This is a genomic window from Aquipuribacter hungaricus (genome assembly GCF_037860755.1).
GTDB lineage: Bacteria > Actinomycetota > Actinomycetes > Actinomycetales > JBBAYJ01 > Aquipuribacter > Aquipuribacter hungaricus.
This window is the reverse complement of the sequence record NZ_JBBEOI010000001.1, coordinates 94,958-114,366: the sequence shown is the minus strand read 5'-3', so window position 1 is coordinate 114,366 and position 19,409 is coordinate 94,958. Positions and strand designations below refer to the sequence as shown.

The window sequence follows — 19,409 nt, the reverse complement described above, 5'->3', positions numbered from 1 at the left end:
CCGGTTGGAGGGACCTGTCAGTTCTTAGACGACCTGGGCACGGTCGGTACCGCGAAACTCGCGGTACCCGCCATAAGGTCCACGTTAAGCGGGACTACGGGCATCACGCGCCGAGCTCGGAGCGGCCACACCCGGGCTGTACCCGGACCAGGGCCTGCGGCACGCTGTGGTGTCTCGCTGCGGGGGCACGGATGGGGCATGGAAGGGAGGGCCCCGCTATCACGACGACGCTGAGTCGAGCGAAAGGCCGGGGGTGCTGGGCGTTCCGCCGAACGACGCTGGCGGTGCCGGATCATCGCCGCCCGTGCTCGGCGTCTTGCTTCCGATTGCGGGTCCCTCGCCGGGACTGATTCGGCTCATGCGTAGGCGTCGATGATCCGGTGGTAGAGGTGGAGGGCCAGAGGTCAGAGGCGGTACCGCGGACGGTCCTGAAACGGAAATGCGGGCCTGACCTGCGCTTATTCTCTGACCTTCAGCGATGCACGTCGGTGCTCCAGGGGTCGAGATGGACACGGTCTCAGCAACCGTGCAGTTGCTGCCTCCTGGTGTCCGGCTGTCACCGACCGTGCGTGGTCGTGCCGGTCCGCGGCGACGCGATTCCGAGCCAGTGCCCTATGCGTGCTCTCGGAGATTGCCGCCACAAGGCCCTCTGCAGGGGTGCCGCCAGCTGGAGGGAGGCACTGCATCACTGCGCCAGCGAGGGGACGGAGACCTTCCCGCCACCTTGCTCGCAAGCGCGCCGGGCAGACTGGCCCGGTGCTGCTGACCCTGACCACGACGATGCCGAAGGCCAGCGACCTCGGGTTCTTGCTGCACAAGCACCCGGACCGCGCGCAGTCCTTCGACGTCGCCGTGGGCACGGCCCACGTGGTGTGGCCGGAGGTGTCGGCCGAGCGGAGCACCGTCGCGCTGCTGCTGGAGGTCGACCCGGTCGCCTTGGTGCGTGGTCGGGGCCGGCAAGGTGAAGGGTTCTCGCTGCAGCAGTACGTGAACGACCGCCCACACGCGGCGTCTTCGATGCTGGCGGTGGCGCTGGGCAAGGTGTTTCGCACAGCGATGGCAGGCCGGTGCGACGCGCGCCCGGACCTGGTCGGCACGCCCGTCCCGCTCGAGGTGTCCGTGCCCGCGCTCCCGAGCCGCGGGGGGCCGGAGCTCGTCAGGCGGCTGTTCGAGCCGCTGGGGTGGCAGGTCGAGGCGGCCCCGCTGCCGCTGGACGAGACCGTCCCGGCCTGGGGTGCCTCCCCGTACGTCGACCTCCGCCTGAGCGGCACCATGACGGTGGAGGCGGCCCTGACCCAGCTGTACGTCCTCATCCCAGTGCTGGACGACGGCAAGCACTACTGGGTGACCGGCGACGAGGTCGACAAGCTCCTGCGCGCGGGAGCCGGCTGGCTCGAGGGCCACCCGGAACGCGAGCTGGTGACCCGGCGGTACCTCAAGCATCAGCCCGGCCTCGTAACCGACGCGGTGGCCCGCCTTGCGGAGCTCGACGACGCCGCGCCCGTCGAGCTCGTAGGGGCGGACACCGTCGAGGCCGACGGCGAGGCGGAGGCCCGTCCTGCGCCCTTGGCCGTGCGGCGGCGGGCCGCGGTCCTGCAGGCGCTGCGCGACGAGGGCGCGAAGAGCGTGGTCGACCTCGGGTGCGGGGAGGGGTTCCTGCTTCGCGAGCTGGTGCCCGACCCGAGTTTCACGTCGGTCCTCGGCGTGGACGTGTCGCACAGAGCCCTCGAGACCGCGGAGCGGCGGCTGCACCTGGACCGGATGCCCGACTCGCAGCGGGCCAGGCTGCGGCTGCTGCAATCGTCGGTGACCTACCGCGACGACCGGCTGGTGGGCCACGACGCGGTCGTGCTGATGGAGGTCATCGAGCACGTCGACCTGGACCGTCTGCCCGCCCTGGAGCGCAGCGTCTTCGGCCACGCGCGCCCGACGTCCGTCGTGGTGACGACCCCCAACGTGGAGCACAACATGCGCTTCGAGACTCTCGCGGCGGGGACGGTGCGACACCCGGACCACCGGTTCGAGTGGACCCGCGCGGAGTTCCGCGCCTGGGCCGACGCGGTGGCGGAGCGGCACGGGTACCGGGTCGACTACCGGCCCGTGGGCGACGACGACCCCGAGGTGGGACCGCCCACCCAGATGGCGGTCTTCCGGAAGGTCGCGGCATGAGCGACCTCACCGTCCCCGAGCTGTCGCTGGTCTGCCTCGTCGGGGCCAGCGGCTCCGGCAAGTCGACGTTCGCCGCCGCCCACTTCGGCCCGTTCGAGGTGCTGTCCAGCGACTACTGCCGTGGTCTCGTCTCCGACGACCCGAACGACCAGTCCGCCACCACGGCCGCTTTCGAGGTGCTGCACCACATCGCCGGCAAGCGGCTGGACGCCGGCCGGCTGACCGTGGTCGACGCCACCAACGTCCAGCCCGACGCCCGGCGCAGCCTCGTCGCGCTGGCCCGCGAGCACGACGTGCTCCCGGTCGCCGTCGTGCTCGACCTGCCGGAGCGGGTGTGCCTAGACCGGAACGCCGCCCGCCCTGACCGCGACTTCGGCGACCGGGTCGTCAAGCGCCAGCGCGACCAGCTGCGCCGCTCGCTGCGGTCCCTGCGCAAGGAGGGCTTCCGCGCGGTGCACGTGCTCCGGAGCGAGGAGGAGGTCGCCGCCGCTGTCGTCGTGCGGGAGAAGCTGCTCAACGACTTCCGGGACCGGCCGGGTCCCTTCGACGTGGTCGGGGACGTCCACGGCTGCCGGGCCGAGCTCGAGCAGCTCCTGGAAGACCTTGGCTACGCCCTTGTGCGCGACGAGCAGGATCGGCCGGTAGACGCGGTGCCGCCGGACGGGCGGACGGCGGTGTTCGTCGGCGACCTGGTCGACCGGGGTCCGGACTCCCCGGGCGTGCTGCGCCTGGTGATGGGGATGGTCGCCGCGGGACACGCGCTCGCCGTCCCGGGCAACCACGAGTCCAAGCTCGTGCGGGCGCTGCAGGGCCGCGACGTGCAGGTCAGCCACGGCCTGGAGGAGACCCTCGTCCAGCTCGCTGCGGAGACACCGGAGTTCCGCACCGAGGTCGAACGGTTCTGCCACGGCCTCGTGTCCCACCTGGTTCTAGACGCCGGGCGCCTGGTCGTCGCCCACGCCGGCCTGGTCGAGAAGTACCACGGTCGGGCCTCGGCCCGGGTGCGCAGCTTCGCCCTCTACGGCGACACCACCGGCGAGACCGACGAGTTCGGCCTGCCCGTCCGCTACCCGTGGGCGCAGGAGTACCGCGGAGCCGCGACCGTCCTCTACGGCCACACGCCCACCCCAGAGCCGGAGTGGGTCAACGGCACCATGTGCCTGGACACCGGCGCCGTCTTCGGTGGGCACCTCACCGCGCTGCGCTACCCCGAGAAGGAGATCGTCCAGGTCCCCGCCCAGCAGATCTGGTACGAGCCGGTCAAGCCGTTCCCGCCCGCCGGCATAGAGGACCCGGGCGCCTCCTCGGCACCGACCGAAAGCCGGGGCCACGACGACCTCGCCCTCACCGACGTCCTCGGCGCCCGAGGGGTCGAGACGCGTCTCGCCGGGCGCGTCACGGTTCGTGAGGACAACGCCGCCGGCGCGCTGGAGGTGATAAGCCGCTTCGCCATGGAACCGCGGTGGCTGCTCTACCTGCCTCCGACCATGGCCCCGACCGCCACCGCACCGGACGGGGAGCTGCTCGAGCACCCCGTCTCGGCGTTCGACTTCTACGCCAAGGGGGGCGTCACCCGCCTGCTGTGCGAGGAGAAGCACATGGGCTCCCGCGCCGTCGTTCTCGTCTGCCGCGACGCCGACACCGCCCGCACCCGGTTCGGCGCCACCGACGGCGCGAGCGGCGCCGTGCACACCCGTACCGGCCGACCGTTCTTCGACCGCGGCCTCACCGAGCAGCTCCTGGCCCGGCTGCGTGCCGCCGTGACTGCGACAGGTCTGTGGGAGGAGCTCGACACCGACTGGCTCCTGCTGGACGCGGAGCTGCTGCCCTGGTCGGCGAAGGCTGAGGCGCTGCTGCGGGACCAGTACGCCGCCGTCGGCGCCGCCGCGCGCGCCGCGGTCCCCGCCGCAGTCGACGTCCTGGAGCGAGTCGCCGCCCGCGCGCTCGACGGCGAGGCGCCGTCAGGCGTCGACGTCGCCGACCTGCTCGCGCGCACCCGCTCGCGCGCGGCCAACGCGCTCGCTTACACCGATGCCTACCGGCGCTACGTCTGGCCGACCGACGGGCTGACCGGCGTCCAGTTGGCCCCGTTCCAGCTGCTCGCCACCGAGGGACGGACCTGGGCCGACCACGACCACCTCTGGCACCTGGGCATCGCCGACCGCCTCGTCGAGGCGGACCCGGAGCTCGTCCGCACGACCCGACGGCTCCTCGTCGACACCGACGACGCCGCGTCGCTGGTCGAGGGCACGACCTGGTGGGAGGACATGACCGCAGCCGGCGGTGAGGGCATGGTCGTCAAGCCGCTGGCCAACCTCGTCAAGGCCAGGCGCGGCTGGGCCCAGCCGGGCATCAAGGTCCGCGGCCGGGAGTACTTGCGCATCATCTACGGCCCCGACTACACCGAGCCGGGCAACCTCGAGCGCCTGCGCGATCGGCAGGTCGGGCATAAGCGGTCCATGGCCGCCCGCGAGTACGCCCTCGGCGTCGAGTCCCTCGAGCGCGCCGTGGCCCGGGAGCCGCTGTGGCGGGTCCACGAGGCCGTGTTTGCGGTGCTCGCGCTGGAGTCCGAGCCGGTGGACCCCAGGCTGTGACCGATGCCATGCGCCTCGGTAGGAGCGACCTAACGTTGGCCCCGCAACATTGGGACATGGCGTCGAGGTCCTAAGTTACACAACTGTGATCTAAGGCCCCTGCACACCTTGGCGGCCACACATTAGGTCCAGTTGGCAGTAACCTAACGTTGTGGACCTTGAAGCACTCCGTAGTAGCCCCGTCGGACAGCTCGTCCCGATCAGCGGGACTGACGAACGGCTGCGGACGTACGAGTACTTCGCATACCTCCCGAACCCCCTGCCCCAGGTGCCTGAGGTGTCGCCCCGGGCTTGGGCGGCGGTCGCTCAGGCCACTGGCGCACTCGGCCAGCTACGACAGGCCTGCGCCAGCCTTCCCAACCCGAGGCTGCTCATCCAGCCAGCTCTCATCAGGGAGGCGCTCGACACATCTGCGCTCGAGGGGACCTACGCGGCCCTGCCTGAGGTCCTCGAGGCGCGGCTGCCGCAGACGCGACCGACTTCAGCCGAGGTCCTTGAGATTCGCGCCTATGAGCGGATGGCTAATGCCGCCTTCGAATGGGTCACCGAGCGCCCGTTGTCGGTCAATATGTTGTGCGACCTGCAGGGCATATTGGCGGAGGGTTCGCGGGTCCCCGTCAAGGACGCGGGACAAGTGCGCCGACATCAGGTCGTGATCGGGCCGAGGGACTGTACCGTTCGAGAAGCACGGTACATACCCCCGCCGCCTGACGATCGCCTCACGTCCGGTCTGGAGCAATGGACGCGTTGGATCAATGCGGACAGCTTCTTGCCGGGACCGCTGAAGGCGGCGGTCGCCCATTACCAGTTCGAGTCCCTGCATCCCTTCGGAGATGGAAACGGAAGAGTCGGACGGCTGGTAGCGACGCTGCAGCTGCTGCAGTCAGGTGACCTCAAGGAGCCAGCAATCACCTTGTCCCCGTGGTTCCTGAAGCGCCGCACGGAGTATCAGGACCACCTGCTCCGAGTCAGTCAGACGGGGGAGTGGGACCCGTGGGTCGAGTTCTTCTGTCTTGCGATCTGTGAGCAGGCCCGTCGCGCGGTGAGTGTCGTGGATCAGCTTATGGACTGGTTGTCCGAATCCCGCGCCGCACTTAATAGTCGCCACTGGAGTGGTGTGGTGGTGCAGATCGTCGAGGACCTCATCGATTGGCCGATGATAAGCATGCCGTTCGTCGCGGAGAAATATGGCGTTTCAGGCCCCACCGCAAAATCTGCCGTGGACCGCCTCGTCGAGGTCGCCATCCTGAAGCAGGTGAGCGAAGGTCCTTACCGCCGCATTTTTGGTGCAACTCCAGTTATGGACTTGGTTGAATCGCTCTGACGGCTCACTCGCGGCGCCTCGACGGTCCCGCCGAGGCTCTTTCGCTCCCAGGACGTATGGGCGGCTGGCTGCCCCAGGAGCTGGGCCTGTTGTCTCCGAGCAGACCGCGCATGGTGATTGCGCCGGCCGGTACAGCCGCCGTGTCGTATTCATGCCGTCGGCAGCACCCCCACGCGGACACAGCAGCCGGCGTCCGTCGGCCCGGTCCTTGCACGGAGAACGGCGGTGTCCGGTGGTCACCGACTGCAGACGGCCGTTGTCGGCTGTGGGTGCTGGCTCGTGCCTGAGCAGTGCCCTCGCGACCCAGAACGGCGACGAACCTGCAGGTCAGAGGCGGTACAGCGGACGGCGAGCATCTTGACAAGAAAGAGCGGAGGGTCTTGGAAACCGTTGAACGTTTAACCACAACGTTTCGTGGGTTCGAATCCCACGCCGACGGCTCCCCGCGGTGCTCGCCCTCGCGCGGCCCCTCCGGCTGACGTGGCCGGCCGCCCTCCACCTGGGCTGATCCGGGCCGGTCGGGGTGTCCGCGCGGTTCTACCTGACGCTCGAGGCGGAGCCTCGGTGTCGACCCGCCGGTGCTGTCGGCCGGCGGGCTCGTGGTCCTCGGCAGCACCGTCGAAGAAGATTACGTCAGGACGGTGGGTCACGTCGGCTCCTGGGGCTCAGGGTCGTCGGTCGGGTGGGCGCTCGTCACAGCTGGTTGCGGACCCCCGCCTCGTGGCGGAGCTGGTCGGTCTGGTCCGCACCGTCTCCCTGGAGCGCCTGCTGGGCCGGGCCGCGTCGCAGCAGGGGCAGCACGGTCCGGTGCTGCACGTCCTCGAGCTCGAGGGCGGTCGCGGCGTACAGCGCGAGCAGGCCCAGCAGCAGGCCGACGGTGCCTGCGACGTCGTACCAGGTGCGTGAGGCGGTCAGCTCGGCGATGCCCGTCACGGCGAAGCGGAGCGCGGACAGGGCGATGACGGCTGCCGGGACGAGCTTGCTCGTCGCGGCAGCGGCCGGCACCAGGAGGCTGGCGGCCGAGAGGAGGAGGACGACGCCGAGGCCGGCGCTGGATGTCCCGGGCGGCGCGGTCAAGGTGAGGTACCCGACGGCGGCCCAGGTGCCGGCCAGGATCCCCATCCCGGTGCCCGCGACGGGGTCCCGGGCGAGGAACCCGAGGACGGACGCCAGCAGCTGCAGCGGGACGGTGAGGGCGAGGGCGGCGACGGCGACGCCCCGGCCCTGCTCGGGTGGCAGCCACCCGAGCTGGAGGCAGGCGAACGCGGACGTGGCGACGAACAGCCCGAGGAACCCCAGCGGCAAGGGGGTCGCGACCGGGCGGAGGACGATCCTCGTGGAGAGCTGCCCCCCGGGCAGGACCGCGGCGGCGGGGTCGCTCACGAGCAGAGGACCTGGGTCGCGGACTCCTTAAGCTTGCTGTCGGCCCAGCGCACCTGACGCAGCGTCTCCGGGTGGCAGGTCTTCGCCAGCTGCAGCAGGTCGTGGTCCCTGACCCCCTGGGCGACCTGCGCGACCAGCTCCCAGTCGACCGAGACGCCGCTGGCGCGGACGTAGACCTCGCGCATGTCGAGCAGCAGCAGCAGGCCAGCCTGCGGGGCGCGGCCCACCGCCTGGCTCACCGCGTCCCTGGCCCTGGCCGCGACCCGGCTCTCCGTCCGTGGCTCGGGGTCCAGGCGGACGTCGTAGCGGGCGGCTGCCTCGCTGAGCGCGCGGACGTGCTGCTGGGACCACAGGGCGAGCTCCTGGCCCAGGTAGAAGACGTCGTGGTCGACCTTGTGACGGTCGGACACCTGGAGCAGCTTGTGCGCCAGCTCGTCCTCGGAGCGGTGGAGCTCTCGCAGCGCGAGCCCGATCTTCATGCCAGCCCTCCGGCGTGGGCACGGACGTCCTCCTCGGCCATGGCTGACTCACCGCCCCTGGTGGCGGGGACGCCGCCCCTGCTCGGGCGGGACGCGGTCGTGGTCGGCGCTGCCGACGGTGTCCCGTCACCGCGGCGCACCAGCGTCACCCGCGCCGCCGCGGTCTTGAAGATCGGCTGCTTGGAGCAGGCGTCCCACTCGGTGATCGTCAGCTCGTTCGCCGCGCGGGCGCCACCGTCCGGCTCGTGGCCGGCGGGGGTGTCCCAGTAGCCGTAGTGGAAGGGCAGGAAGACCACGCCCGGACGGATGCCGCTGATGCGCAACCGGGCCCGGACGGCCGCGCGCGGCGACGCCACCTCAAGCAGGTCCCCCTCCTGGAAGCCGTGGGCACCGGCGTCCTGCTCGGACATCTCGACCCAGACCTCGGGCGCGGCGGCCTGCAGCTGCGGCGCCCGGGCCGTCTTGGTGCGGGTGTGGAAGTGGTACAGCGTCCGCCCCGTGGTCAGCTGCAGCGGGTACTCCTCGCTCGGCAGCTCGTGCGGCGGGACGTAACGGGCGTACTTGAGGACGGCCTTGCCATCCGGGTTGAGCGCCCGGTACTCCGTCTCGCTGAGAGGTGCCCCCGTCACGAGGTCCCGGCCGTAGCTCTCGCAGTAGTCCGGGCTGCTCCAGAAGGCGCCGTCGGCGTAGATCCGTTCCGTGCCCTCGGGCGCGTCGTCGGTGCAGGGCCACTGGACCCCCGACCCGCCCTGGAGCTTCTCGTAGCTCAGACCGCTGTAGTCGCACGGCCGGCCCCGGCTGCACTCCTTCCACGCCTCGAAGGCGGAGCGCGGGTCGTGCCAGTGCACGAGAGGGTCGCCGTCCTTGTCGCGGAAGCCCATCCGGCGGGCGTAGTCCAGGAAGATGTCGAGGTCGGGTCGCGCCTCGCCCGGTGGCTCGACCGCCTTGCCGGAGTAGTGCACGGTCCGGTCCACGTTGGTGAACGTCCCTTCCTTCTCGCCCCACGTGGCTGCGGGGAGCACGACGTCGGCGATCTGGGCGGTCTCGGTGAGGAAGATGTCCTGCACGACGAGGAACAGCCGCTGCTGGGAGAGGATCGACCGCACCCGCTGCAGCTCCGGCAGCGAGACCAGCGGGTTGGTCGCCTGGACCCACCAGAAGCGCAGCGAGCCGTCCTCGATGTAGCGCAGCTGCTGCATGACGTGGGTGGGTGGCGAGTAGTGCGGGATCTGCATCGGGTCGATGTTCCAGACCCGCGCCAGGTCGGCGACCTGTGCGTCGTTGCTCCAGTTGCGGAACCCGGCGAGGTCGCCGTCGGCGCCGGCCTCGCGGGTGTTCTGGGCCGTGGGCTGGCCGTTCATCTGCAGGATGCCGCGACCGGGGGCGCCGAGCTGGCCGCGGAGGATGTGGACGTTGTTGACCTGCACGGCCGCGGCGGTGGCCTGGTTGGACTGGTAGAACCCCTGCAGCACGGTGGACACCAGCCGCTCTGCGGTCCCCACGATCCGCGCAGCCTCGCGCAGCGCCTCGATCGGGACGTCGCAGATGCGCGCGGACATCTCGGCCGACCACGGGGCGAGCTGCTCGCGGAGCTCGTCGATCCCGACGGCGTGGGCGGCCACGTACGCCTCGTCGACCCAGCCGTTGGCCAGGATCTCGCTCAGCAGGCCGTTCATGAGCGCGACGTTCGTCCCGGGCCGGGGGGCCAGGTGGACGTCCGCGTGCCGTGCCACCTCGGTGAGGCGGGGGTCCACGCAGACGATGCGGGGCGGGTGCGGCCCGGCCAGCCGGTCGAGGACGCGCGTCCACAGCACGGTCTGGGTCTCGGCCATGTTGTGCCCGTACAGGGCGATCGCGTCGGCGTGGTCGATGTCGGTGTACGAGCCGGGCTGCCCGTCGCAGCCGAACGACTCCTTGAGCGCGGCGGCGGCCGTCGCGGTGCACAGGCGGGTGTTGCCGTCGACGTGGTTGGTGCCGATGCCGCCGTGCGCCATCATCCCGAGCGTGTAGTACTCCTCGAGGAACAGCTGACCCGTGGTGTAGAAGCCGAGCGCGCTGGGTCCTTGCTCCTCCAGCAGCTCCTGGCTGCGCCGCACGACGAGGTCCATCGCGGTGTCCCAGTCCGTCTCGACCAGCTCGCCGCGGCGGCGCACGAGGGGGCGGGTCAGTCGCTCCGGTGAGGCGTTGGCCTGCCAGCCGTAAAGGTCCTTGGGGCCGAGCCGGCCGTGGTTGACCCGGTCCTGCGCCCGGCCCCGCACGCCGACGATCGAGCCGTCCTTGACGGCGATGTCGAGGCCGTCGCCGTTGGAGTGCAGGATCGTCGCCGACTGCACCCAGCGGTCCACGTCCTCGGGGGCGAGCCCGTCGGCGAGGAACGTGTCGGTCCTCACGGGCCAGCGCTCGCCGGGGCCGTATGGGGTCCGGCTGCCCCACGGCGCAGCGATCCTGTCGACCCGTGTCATCTCGACCGCCTCCCGGGCGTCGCCCTCCACCGTGGAGCGTCGACGCTGCCACGGTCCGGCGCGGCTCGCTATCTCCTGCAGCCGGAGGTCCGGGGGGCACGGTCCTACGGTGTCGGGGTGGCACGCCCGTCTTCGTCGCGACGCATCCGCGCGTGGGTCTATGACCACGGCGAGGAGCCGGACGCCCGGTGCAGCATGGCGAACGAGCGCACGTACCTGGCATGGGTGCGCACGGCCCTGGCGCTCACGGTCGGCGGCGTGGCCCTGGAGGCGCTCGGCGTGCCCCGCGAGGCGGGGCTGCGGATAGGCGCCTCGGTGCTGTGCCTGGTCCTCGGGGCCTTGGTGCCGGTGCTGGCGTGGGTGTCGTGGGCACGGACGGAGCGGGCGGCGCGGGACGGGGTCCCCGCGCCGGTGCTGTCGCCGGTGCTGTCGCCGGTGCTGTCGCCGTCGAGGTGAGCGGGGTCGGGGTGCTGGTGCTGCTGGGTCAGCTGTGACCACGGCCACCGGTGGCGTCCGTGCGTGAGGCCAGTGCCTGAGGAGTGCCTGGGAACCGGCGGCTGAGCGGGCCTTGGCGAGTCCGATCGTGCTGTCCCGCTCGGGTCGCCCGGCCGCGCGGAGGGCCGTCTTCGGTGGGCCCTGCGTCGTGGTCTCCGAGCCCGGCCCACCGGGCGGTCCGACACGGCCCCTGAGACGTGAGGATGTGGGACATGTCCATCGGGGCGTGCAGACTGCCGCCCGGCGGCGCATCGCGCCCGCGTCGACACCGACGGACCAGCCCCCGGACCTGACGAGGTGTCATGAGCACACGAGCCCCGGCGCCACGGTGGGGTGCGCTCGTGGTGCTGGTCCCCGGGCTGGTGGTCGTCGCGGCCGCGACGGCGGTGGCGTTCGCGGTGGCGCCACTGGTCCCGGGGCTGAACGCGTCCACGGTGGCGGTGGTCCTGGGTGCGCTGGCGGTGAACCTCGGCCTGCACCGGGCGCCCCTGCACGCCGGGACGAGGTTCGCGTCCCGGCGGCTGCTGCGCGTGGCCGTGGTCCTGCTGGGGCTGCAGCTGGCGCTGCCCCAGCTCGTCGACCTGGGCCTGGGGGGTCTCGCGGTCGTGGTGGTGACCGTCGCGGTCACGTTCACCGGGACCCGGCTGCTCGGCCGGCTCCTCGGGGTGTCCGGACCCCGGTCCTTGCTCATCGCGACCGGCTTCTCCATCTGCGGCGCGTCGGCCGTTGCTGCGATGGAGGAGGTCGCCGAGGGCGACGAGGACGACACCGCCGTCGCGATCGCGTTGGTCACGTTGTGCGGCAGCGTGGCGATCTTCCTGCTGCCGCTGCTGCGCGGACCGTTGGGCCTGGACCCCGTCGCGTTCGGCAGCTGGGTGGGCGCGAGCGTCCACGACGTCGGCCAGACCGTCGCCACCGCCGACCGGGTCCCTGGTGCGCTGACGGCCGCCGTGGTCGTCAAGCTCAGCCGTGTCGTGATGCTCGCTCCGCTGGTGGCCCTGGTTGCCGTCGCCCAGCGGCGCCGCCGCTCCCGCTCGGCGTCCACCACCGGTCGTCGTCCCCCGCTCCTGCCGTTGTTCGTGGCCGGGTTCCTCGCCGCGATCGCCCTGAGCAGCACGGGCCTGCTGCCGTCCCCGGTCCTCGCCGGGGCCAAGACGGTCCAGGAGGTCCTGCTGGCCGCCGCGCTGGTGGGCCTGGGCACCGGCATCCACCTGCCGAGCCTGGTCCGCACCGGCGGTCGGGCCCTGGTCCTGGGCCTGGTCAGCTGGGTGCTCGTGGGCGGCGTGGCCTACGTCGGTGTCCTCCTGCTCGGGCTGTGAGCGGCGGCCGGCTCGGGTTCTAGCCGCAAGAGAGGTTCTCCGTCGGCCGTCGTGACGACCAGCAGCGACAGCTCCTGGCGGGTCACGGCGGTGGCGCCGGTGACGTCGGCGGCCCCGTTCGGGGTCGCACCCCACGTGGCGACCGCGGTCCGGCGTCCGGCGGGGTCCTCGGCCCAGGCCAGGAAGGGGCCGGCGTCCTCGGGCAGCCCGGTGACCTGCAGCCGGACGGAGGTTCCCCAGGCCCGGTCCTCGAACGACGCGCTGCCCTCGGCGCCCACCCCGGCCGCCGCGACGAACAGCTGGGGCGGGGGTGCCGCGTCCCGGTCGGGCCCCAGGACCAGCACGCCCGCGAGGGTGGCGGCGACCATGACGGCGGCGAGACCTGCGGTGGCGGCGCGCCATCGCCGTACGGCGGTGCGGGTGCGACGGCGTTCGTCCTGGACCGCGTCGAGCACCCGGGGCAGGAGCGTCGGCGGGGGGACGAGGCTCGTGCCCAGGGCCTCGTCGACCGACAGCCGTGACAGCAGGCCGGGCAGCCCGGCAAGCCCGGCGAGGTCTTCGCGGCACGACGCGCAGCCGGACAGGTGGACCTCGATCTCGGCGCGCTCGGCGGGGTCGAGGGCCCCGACGACGTAGGAGCCGAGGGCCCGACGCTGCTCCTCGTGGCTGGTCATGGTGCATCTCCTTCTTCCAGCGCGAGCCGTAGCGCGCGCAGCGCGTAGTACGTCCGGGACTTCACGGTGCCAGGTGGGACACCGAGGGCCGTCGCGGTCTCCGCGACGCTGCGGCCCAGCCAGTGCGCGTGGACGAGCACCTCCCGGTGGGCGGCGCTGAGCTGCTGCAGGGCGGCGGCGACCCGCCACGACTCGACCGCACGGTCCAGCTCGTCGGGGGCGGGCAGCTGGGCCAGCACCGCCTCGTCGAGTGTCGCGGGCCGGCTCGTCTGCGCCCGGTGCAGGTCGGTGAGCAGGTTGCGTGCCACGGCGAGCAGCCACGGGCGGACGGGGCGGGTCTCCAGGTCCACCCGGGACAGCGATCGCCATGCCCGGACGAAGACTTCTTGCACGACGTCCTCGGCGCGTTGGGCGTCGCCGGTGTAGCGCACGCAGAACACGAAGAGGGGCCCGGCGTGCTCCTGGTAGAGCACGCGGACCAGCTCGGCGTCGTGCGACACGTCGTTGGTCACCGGCTGGGGTCGCGGTGCGCCACGGGGCGGGCGCCGGTCAGGTCCGCCGGGCTCGCGGACGTCGTGACACGGAGCACGAGGGCCATGGTGCCTCCGGGTGGTGGGGAGCGGTCTCGGCAGGAGACACGGCTCAGGACCTTCGGTGGTTCACCGTCGGGCCGGTGAACCATCTGGACCCACGGTCCGTGTCTCTCACCATGAACCGACACGCTCCCCTGTCCCTCACGCTCGTCTCTGTCGCGGCGGCGGCACTGCTCGTCGGGTGCGGCTCCGCGCCGGCCGGCGAGACCGCCGGGACCGCCGAGAGCGTCGAGACCGTCGAGAGCGCCGGGGCAGTCGAACTCCCTGACGGCGTCAGCTACGTGGTCGAGGGCTTCGCGTTCGCGCCGCTGACCGTCGCACCGGGCCAGGTGGTCGACGTGGTGGACGGTGACGCCGAGCCGCACACGGTCACCGCGGTCGACGGCTCTTTCGACACCGGCAGCTTCGACGCCGCCGAGCCTGGTCGCTTCACCGCGCCGACGACACCGGGCACCTACGACTTCACCTGCACCGTCCACCCGTCCATGACCGGCACGCTCACCGTCCGCTGACCAAGGAGACCACGCATGACCCGGACCACGACCCGCACCGTCGCGCTCGGCCTGATGCTCGTCGCAGGGCTCGCCGCCTGCGGCACCGACGACACCGGTGCCGCCAGCAGCCCCGCCGCCCCATCGGCCAGCCCCGCCCCAGCCTCAGCCCCCGCCGCCGGTGCGGTCACGGGTGCGGTCACCGCCGAAGACCAGTCCGGCGACGGCACGACCCTGACCGTCGCCTCCGTCGAGCTCGCGGGGGCGGAGCAGGGCTGGATCGCTGTCCACCAGGACCTGGACGGCAAGCCCGGCCCGGTCGTAGGGACGCTGCAGGTGGAGCAGGGATCCACCACCGACCTCGTGGTCGAGCTGGACGAGCCGGTGCTCACCGGGGACTACTGGCCGATGCTGCACGTCGATGACACGACGCCCGGCGAGTACGAGTTCCTTGCGGTCGAGGGGGCCGACCTGCCCGTGCTCGACGGCGAGATGCCGGTCATGCAGATGCTCACCCTGAGCGTGGGCTGACGCCCGGACCCTCGACGTCCTCCCCGTCCCGGACCCCGACCGGCCGTGGCTGAACCGATCCTCCGAACCGTCCGTGTCAGTGCATGACCGCATACCCCTCACCCCTCACCTGGAGACCCCATGAACGTCCTGCGACACACCCGGCGCCTGAGCGCGGTGGCCCTCCTGGCCGCCCTGCCCGTCCTCGCCCTGGCCCCCACCGCGTCGGCTGCGCACGAGAGCAGCAACCGCCTGGACTTCGACGCCGTCGGCTCGTCCAGCGCCGACGGAGGCGGCCGGATCAACTACGTCAAGGGCGCCTCGGGCGACTCCGAGGAGACCTCGCTCTGGCAGCAGTCGCTGCGCTTCACCGGCCTGGATGCCGGCGTCGCGTACTCGGTGGTGGTCAAGCGGGGCGAGGGGGACGCAGAGGTGGTCCCCGGCAGCCGCGACCGGACCATCTGCACGTTCACCGCCACCGCTACGGGGACCGGCACCTGCACCGGCAGCTTCCTCGAGCTGCGTGCCCTCGCGGTCGCCCAGCTGCTGGACTCCTCAGGGACCGTGGTCGCGCAGGCGACCCGGACCGGCGCACCCAACCCCGCCGGCGGCACCTTCACCGCGGCCGCCCCTGGCGAGATCACCGGTGACGGCGGCTGCCGTGAACCCGAGCAGGGCGGATCGCAGTGCACCGCCCCCGGGCACAGCTGACCGCAGGCCGGCAGACGCGCTGATGGCGGGACCCGGGCGTCGCGGTCCGGGTCCCGCTCGGCTGCCGGGCGGCTCCTCGCTGGATGTGCGGACCCGGACACCGGCTGCCGTGCACCGACGCCTACGTGACGTCGGCGCGTCCGAGGCACCAGACGCAGCAATGACGGGCGCCGACCGGCGCGGCGGCGCCGCACGATCACCATGCCGTCGCCGCGCTGGTCGAGGCGCGGCGCCATGGGGTAGGTCTGACCCAGTTCGCGGTCACCTCACGCAGTCGTACCCTCGACGTGTGCGACGACCACGACCGCGAGAGACCCAGATGACCCTGCCGGGTCGTCTGGCGTTGCTCGTGGTCCTCGTCGCCGGCTTCCTCACGATGCATGGGTTCTTCGCCGTGTCCGCGGGTGCGGACGAGCAGAGCACGGGGACCGTGTCGGCCGAGTCGGGCGTGTCCGTCTCGGGCGGCCACGCCTGGGGTCACCCCGCCGACCCGGTGATGACGACGCTCGTGGATGCCCCTGCCGCAGGGGACACCCCGCAGCCGGGGTCGAACGGCGCACCGCCGCCGTCGCCGCACCCCGCGGACCACCACGACCTGCTGGCCGGGTGCGTGGTGGCTCTCGTGGGCATCGCCGTCCTGACGCTGGCGCACCTGCTCAGCCGACGCGGCCCGCTCGTCGTGGGCCGGTCGCGGGTCACCGTCGCCCGTGTCGTGTCCTGGGTGGGCGACCACGCCCCTGCTCCACCCCCTCCCCGCATCGCCCTCTGCGTCATCCGGGTGTAGCCGACGCCACGGCGTCTGTCGACGCCTGCGCTCGCACACCCACCCATGACCTGAGGAGCACCACCCATGACCACGCCGCTTCGCGGTGCGGCAGCCCTGACGGCTGCCGTGACCCTGTCCATCGTCCTCGCTGCCTGCGGTGGGGACGCCGCCACCGAGACCGCAGGCGGGGCGACCCCCGCCGACCTGCCCACCACCGCCGAGCAGGTGGAGGGAGAGAACAACGAGGCTGACGTCACCTTCGCCCAGGGGATGCTCCCCCACCACCGGCAGGCAGTGCAGATGTCCGAGCTCGCGCTCGACCGGGCCGAGGACCCCGAGGTCCTCGCGCTGGCCGAGGAGATCGCCGCGGCCCAGGAGCCCGAGATCCTCACCATGACCGCGTTCCTCGAGGCGTGGGGCGCCGAGGTGCCCGCCGAGGACATGGAGATGTCCATGGAGATGGAGGGCATGGACAGCGGCGGCATGGCCGGGATGATGAGCCCGGAGCAGATGGCCGAGCTCGAGACGGCCGAGGGTGCTGCCTTCGACGAGATGTTCCTGTCGATGATGGTCGAGCACCACGAGGGTGCCGTGGCCATGGCCGAGACGGAGCACGACGAGGGGCAGAACCCCGCGGCGAAGGAGCTCGCGCAGGCGATCGTCGACACCCAGGAGTCGGAGATCGCCCGCATGCAGGACCTGCTCGACTCCTGATGCGACCCCAGGACCGCTCTCGCCCGTCAGCGGGCCTGCGGCCGGTCGTCGCCCGGACCGCCTTCGGGGCGGTCGCCGTCCTCCTGCTCGCCGCGTGCTCGGGCGAGCAGGAGGGCACGGGCGGCACGGCCGCCGCCGACCGTTCCGGTGCCACCGACGACCCCGGGATGGGTCACGTCCACGGGCTCGGGGTCGACCGGGCCAGCGGCGACGTCCTCGTGGCGACCCACACCGGCCTGTTCCGCGTGAAGGATGGTGCAGAGCCGCAGCGGGTCGCCGACCGCCGTCAGGACACCATGGGCTTCACCATCGACGGGGACCGCCTGCTGGGCAGCGGCCACCCCGACGCCCGCGAGGGGCTCCCGTCCCACCTGGGCCTCGTCGAGAGCTCCGACGCCGGTGAGACCTGGACCGCCGTGTCGCTGCAGGGGGACGCGGACTTCCACGCCCTGACGGTGTCCGGCGAGGAGGTCGTCGGGTGGGACAGCCTCTCGGGCGCGGTGCTCACCAGCGGCGACGGCGGGCGCTCCTGGGCGGTGGGCGCCGAGCTGGACGTGGTCGCCGACCTGGAGCACCTGCGTGACGGCGCGGGCCTTCTGGCGACGACCGCGGACGGCCTGCTCGTCAGCCGGGACTCGGGTCGTACGTTCGAGGCGTTCGCCCCGGCCCCACCCACCACCCTTGTCCACGTCGAGGGCGCGGGACCGACCGTGACCGGGGTAGACGTGGAGGGCGTGGTCTGGGACCTCGCCGGGGACGCCTGGGTGTCGCAGGGGTCGATCGGGGCGCCGCCGACCGCGTTCTCCGCGTCGGCCGACGGCACCTTGCTGGCCGCGACGGCGGAGGAGGTCCTCCGCCTGGACGGCGGGACGTGGACCGTCCTCGCGGACGTGGCCGGCATGCCGTGATGCGCCCCACGAGCGTCGCCGTCGGGGGGGTGCTGATGTGCCTGCTGCTCGTGGCGGCGGTGCTCGTGGGCTCCCGCGGTCCCGGGCCGCGGGACCAGCCGGACCGCGCCAACCAGCGCAACGGCCTGCTGCTGAGCTGGCCGACTGTCGAGCCGTCCCTGCCGGGGCTCACCCGCGGGCGGGGCCCCACGGTGCTGCTGTTCGTGCGGGCCGCCCCCGAGGGGGACGTCCTGCAGGACTGGCGCGGCACGCTGCCCGCCGCGGCCCACGTCGTCCTGGTCGTGCAGGAGCCCGGCGCCACCTCCAGCGGCCCCGCGTCCGCGGCCGCGGCGGCGGGCGTCGACCTGGTCGTGGACGAGGTCGGACGCCTCGCACACGCCGTGGACCTGCCCGAGCCCGTCGACGGAGGCCCGGGCATCGGCTACGCCGTCGTCGACACCGAAGGCGTGGTCCGCTACTCCACCCTCGACCCGGCCTGGCCCGACAACGCGTTCGAGGTCGACACCATCGTGGGAGCCACCTCATGACCCGGGTGACCGGACGGGCGTGCCCGCGCTGCCTGCGCCCGGCGAGCCTCGCGCTGCAGGCGGTCGGGCTCGTCGCCGCAGAGGTGGTCCTCTACCGGACCTACACCGGCCACGACGCCTCGTTCCACTGGTCCACCCACTTCTTGGTCGGGGTGATCGCCACCGTGGCCTGGAACGCGGCGTACCTGCGGGTCCGGGGACGGCCCGCGCCCGCGCAGCTCTTCTCCGTCCTCGGCTTCCACATGGTGGCGATGGCGCCGGACCTGATGTTCCGGGCCGGCGTGCCGCACTACCGGTGGATGGACGTCTTCCTCGGCCACATCAGCAGCCACTACGTCCCCGGCGGCGACCGCACGTGGCTGGTCCTCGCCTGCTCCGCGGTGCTGCTCTACACGTGGATGCTGGCCGTCTGGTCGAGGAGGTCCTCGTGACCGGGCTCCTCGCCCTCGCGGCCGACCCCGGGATCCCAAGCCCTCCGCAGGGGACCTGGTACCTCGGGGTCGTCCCGGTCCGGGCCTACGCACTGTTCATCATCGCCGGCATCTTCGCCGGCGGTTGTCTGGCGGACCGGCGATGGATCGCCAGGGGTGGCCGCCCGGGCACCGTCGTCGACGTCCTGACCTGGGCGGTCCCGTCAGGCATCGTCGGCTCCCGCGTGTGGCACGTCCTCACCCACCTGCAGGACTACACCTGGCAGGACCCGTGGGAGGCGCTCCGGCTGTGGGAGGGCGGCCTGGCCATCTTCGGGGGACTGCTCGGGGGAGCGCTCGGGGCCTGGTTCGCCTGCCGCCGACGCGGGATCCCGCTGCCTGCGTTCGCCGACGCGCTGGCTCCCGGGATGGCGGTCGGGCAGGCGTTCGGGCGGTGGGGGAACTACTTCAACCAGGAGATCTACGGCACGCCGACCACCCTGCCGTGGGGCCTGCGGATCAATCCGGAGAACCGGCCGGCGGCCTACCCGGAGGCGGAGACCTTCCACCCCACGTTTCTGTACGAGTCGTTGTGGAGCCTCCTCACCGCGGTGGTGGTCATGTGGGCCGACCGGCGGTTCCGCCTCGGCCACGGCCGGGCCTTCGCGCTCTACCTGGCGATGTACGGCACCGCTCGCGCGGCGCTGGAGCTGCTGCGCACCGACGAGGCCAATATCGTGCTGGGGCTGCGCGTGAACCAGCTCGTCGCCCTGCTCGTCGTCGTGCTGGCCGTGGTCTACATCGCCGTCAGCGCCCGGCTGCGGCCCGGTCGCGAGACCACCGTGGAGCACGCACCGCAGGACGAGCAGGCTCGCTAGAC

Annotated in this window: 19 protein-coding genes; 14 read left to right on the top strand and 5 right to left on the bottom strand. The window is 72.4% G+C overall.

The features are described 5' to 3' along the window. The first annotated feature begins 756 nt into the window (after positions 1-756). The 3 genes from WCS02_RS00570 to WCS02_RS00560 all read left to right on the top strand — a co-directional run bounded on the left by WCS02_RS00570 (position 757) and on the right by WCS02_RS00560 (position 6,087). Complete coding sequence (locus WCS02_RS00570; RefSeq protein WP_340288174.1) at positions 757-2,169, top strand: 3' terminal RNA ribose 2'-O-methyltransferase Hen1; 1,413 nt, start codon at positions 757-759, stop codon at positions 2,167-2,169. Continuing rightward, a complete protein-coding gene (locus WCS02_RS00565) occupies positions 2,166-4,763 on the top strand; it encodes a polynucleotide kinase-phosphatase (RefSeq protein ID WP_340288171.1) in 2,598 nt (865 codons plus the stop codon). The genes WCS02_RS00570 and WCS02_RS00565 overlap by 4 nt, the downstream gene beginning before the upstream one ends. A gap of 268 nt (positions 4,764-5,031) precedes the next feature. Continuing rightward, entirely contained in the window at positions 5,032-6,087 is a 1,056-nt protein-coding gene (locus WCS02_RS00560) for a Fic family protein (RefSeq protein WP_340288168.1), read from the top strand. Positions 6,088-6,780: 693 nt separating this feature from the next. Here the strand turns inward: WCS02_RS00560 and WCS02_RS00555 are convergent. Genes WCS02_RS00555 through WCS02_RS00545 form a run of 3 tightly spaced genes read right to left on the bottom strand, consistent with a single transcriptional unit; the run spans position 6,781 to position 10,411 of the window. Continuing rightward, on the bottom strand, positions 6,781-7,470 hold the full coding sequence (locus WCS02_RS00555) for a hypothetical protein (RefSeq protein ID WP_340288165.1): 690 nt from the start codon (positions 7,468-7,470) through the stop codon (positions 6,781-6,783). Continuing rightward, complete coding sequence (locus WCS02_RS00550) at positions 7,467-7,949, bottom strand: hypothetical protein (RefSeq protein ID WP_340288162.1); 483 nt, start codon at positions 7,947-7,949, stop codon at positions 7,467-7,469. Before WCS02_RS00550 ends, WCS02_RS00555 begins: the two co-directional genes overlap by 4 nt. Then, the gene (locus WCS02_RS00545; protein WP_340288159.1) at positions 7,946-10,411 is read right to left on the bottom strand and encodes a molybdopterin oxidoreductase family protein; all 2,466 of its coding nucleotides are present in this window, start codon (positions 10,409-10,411) and stop codon (positions 7,946-7,948) included. Before WCS02_RS00545 ends, WCS02_RS00550 begins: the two co-directional genes overlap by 4 nt. Positions 10,412-10,528: 117 nt before the next feature. Between WCS02_RS00545 and WCS02_RS00540 the strand changes: the two genes are divergently transcribed. Continuing rightward, a complete protein-coding gene (locus tag WCS02_RS00540) occupies positions 10,529-10,867 on the top strand; it encodes a YidH family protein (protein ID WP_340288156.1) in 339 nt (112 codons plus the stop codon). Between the two features lie 341 nt (positions 10,868-11,208). Beyond that, a complete protein-coding gene (locus WCS02_RS00535; RefSeq protein ID WP_340288153.1) occupies positions 11,209-12,225 on the top strand; it encodes a YeiH family protein in 1,017 nt (338 codons plus the stop codon). Here WCS02_RS00535 and WCS02_RS00530 read toward each other — a convergent pair. Together WCS02_RS00530 and WCS02_RS00525 are read right to left on the bottom strand one after the other, a co-directional pair. Beyond that, positions 12,195-12,899, bottom strand: a complete 705-nt coding sequence (locus tag WCS02_RS00530; protein WP_340288150.1) for an anti-sigma factor family protein — start codon at positions 12,897-12,899, stop codon at positions 12,195-12,197. The genes WCS02_RS00535 and WCS02_RS00530 overlap by 31 nt on opposite strands. Continuing rightward, positions 12,896-13,411 (bottom strand): sigma-70 family RNA polymerase sigma factor, encoded by a 516-nt coding sequence (locus tag WCS02_RS00525; RefSeq protein WP_340288147.1) that lies wholly within the window; start codon positions 13,409-13,411, stop codon positions 12,896-12,898. Before WCS02_RS00525 ends, WCS02_RS00530 begins: the two co-directional genes overlap by 4 nt. 197 nt (positions 13,412-13,608) lie before the next feature. Here WCS02_RS00525 and WCS02_RS00520 point away from each other — a divergent pair, with 197 nt between their 5' ends. The 9 genes from WCS02_RS00520 (at position 13,609) to lgt (ending at position 19,407) form a co-directional block, all read left to right on the top strand. Beyond that, the gene (locus WCS02_RS00520; RefSeq protein ID WP_340288144.1) at positions 13,609-14,004 is read left to right on the top strand and encodes a cupredoxin domain-containing protein; all 396 of its coding nucleotides are present in this window, start codon (positions 13,609-13,611) and stop codon (positions 14,002-14,004) included. 15 nt (positions 14,005-14,019) lie between these two features. Next, positions 14,020-14,514, top strand: a complete 495-nt coding sequence (locus tag WCS02_RS00515; RefSeq protein ID WP_340288141.1) for a DUF7282 domain-containing protein — start codon at positions 14,020-14,022, stop codon at positions 14,512-14,514. Between the two features lie 120 nt (positions 14,515-14,634). After that, positions 14,635-15,204, top strand: a complete 570-nt coding sequence (locus WCS02_RS00510) for a hypothetical protein (protein ID WP_340288138.1) — start codon at positions 14,635-14,637, stop codon at positions 15,202-15,204. 289 nt (positions 15,205-15,493) lie between these two features. Beyond that, positions 15,494-15,988, top strand: a complete 495-nt coding sequence (locus WCS02_RS00505; protein WP_340288135.1) for a hypothetical protein — start codon at positions 15,494-15,496, stop codon at positions 15,986-15,988. Positions 15,989-16,054: 66 nt separating this feature from the next. Beyond that, complete coding sequence (locus tag WCS02_RS00500) at positions 16,055-16,684, top strand: DUF305 domain-containing protein (protein WP_340288132.1); 630 nt, start codon at positions 16,055-16,057, stop codon at positions 16,682-16,684. Then, positions 16,684-17,592, top strand: coding sequence for a F510_1955 family glycosylhydrolase (locus tag WCS02_RS00495; protein WP_340288129.1), 909 nt, complete (start codon positions 16,684-16,686; stop codon positions 17,590-17,592). Before WCS02_RS00500 ends, WCS02_RS00495 begins: the two co-directional genes overlap by 1 nt. Continuing rightward, entirely contained in the window at positions 17,592-18,119 is a 528-nt protein-coding gene (locus WCS02_RS00490) for a hypothetical protein (protein WP_340288126.1), read from the top strand. Before WCS02_RS00495 ends, WCS02_RS00490 begins: the two co-directional genes overlap by 1 nt. After that, complete coding sequence (locus tag WCS02_RS00485) at positions 18,116-18,550, top strand: hypothetical protein (RefSeq protein WP_340288123.1); 435 nt, start codon at positions 18,116-18,118, stop codon at positions 18,548-18,550. The genes WCS02_RS00490 and WCS02_RS00485 overlap by 4 nt, the downstream gene beginning before the upstream one ends. Next, on the top strand, positions 18,547-19,407 hold the full coding sequence (gene lgt, locus WCS02_RS00480; RefSeq protein WP_340288120.1) for a prolipoprotein diacylglyceryl transferase: 861 nt from the start codon (positions 18,547-18,549) through the stop codon (positions 19,405-19,407). Before WCS02_RS00485 ends, lgt begins: the two co-directional genes overlap by 4 nt. Positions 19,408-19,409: the final 2 nt, after the last annotated feature.

Bases quoted from the DNA above. Each gene is read 5' to 3' on its own strand.
- WCS02_RS00530 (WP_340288150.1), bottom strand. From the start codon at position 12,899: ATGACCAGCCACGAGGAGCAGCGTCGGGCCCTCGGCTCCTACGTCGTC.
- WCS02_RS00545 (WP_340288159.1), bottom strand. From the start codon at position 10,411: ATGACACGGGTCGACAGGATCGCTGCGCCGTGGGGCAGCCGGACCCCA.
- WCS02_RS00490 (WP_340288126.1), top strand. From the start codon at position 17,592: ATGCGCCCCACGAGCGTCGCCGTCGGGGGGGTGCTGATGTGCCTGCTG.
- WCS02_RS00485 (WP_340288123.1), top strand. From the start codon at position 18,116: ATGACCCGGGTGACCGGACGGGCGTGCCCGCGCTGCCTGCGCCCGGCG.
- WCS02_RS00520 (WP_340288144.1), top strand. From the start codon at position 13,609: ATGAACCGACACGCTCCCCTGTCCCTCACGCTCGTCTCTGTCGCGGCG.
- WCS02_RS00510 (WP_340288138.1), top strand. From the start codon at position 14,635: ATGAACGTCCTGCGACACACCCGGCGCCTGAGCGCGGTGGCCCTCCTG.
- WCS02_RS00500 (WP_340288132.1), top strand. From the start codon at position 16,055: ATGACCACGCCGCTTCGCGGTGCGGCAGCCCTGACGGCTGCCGTGACC.
- WCS02_RS00515 (WP_340288141.1), top strand. From the start codon at position 14,020: ATGACCCGGACCACGACCCGCACCGTCGCGCTCGGCCTGATGCTCGTC.
- WCS02_RS00550 (WP_340288162.1), bottom strand. From the start codon at position 7,949: ATGAAGATCGGGCTCGCGCTGCGAGAGCTCCACCGCTCCGAGGACGAG.
- WCS02_RS00535 (WP_340288153.1), top strand. From the start codon at position 11,209: ATGAGCACACGAGCCCCGGCGCCACGGTGGGGTGCGCTCGTGGTGCTG.
- WCS02_RS00495 (WP_340288129.1), top strand. From the start codon at position 16,684: ATGCGACCCCAGGACCGCTCTCGCCCGTCAGCGGGCCTGCGGCCGGTC.
- WCS02_RS00565 (WP_340288171.1), top strand. From the start codon at position 2,166: ATGAGCGACCTCACCGTCCCCGAGCTGTCGCTGGTCTGCCTCGTCGGG.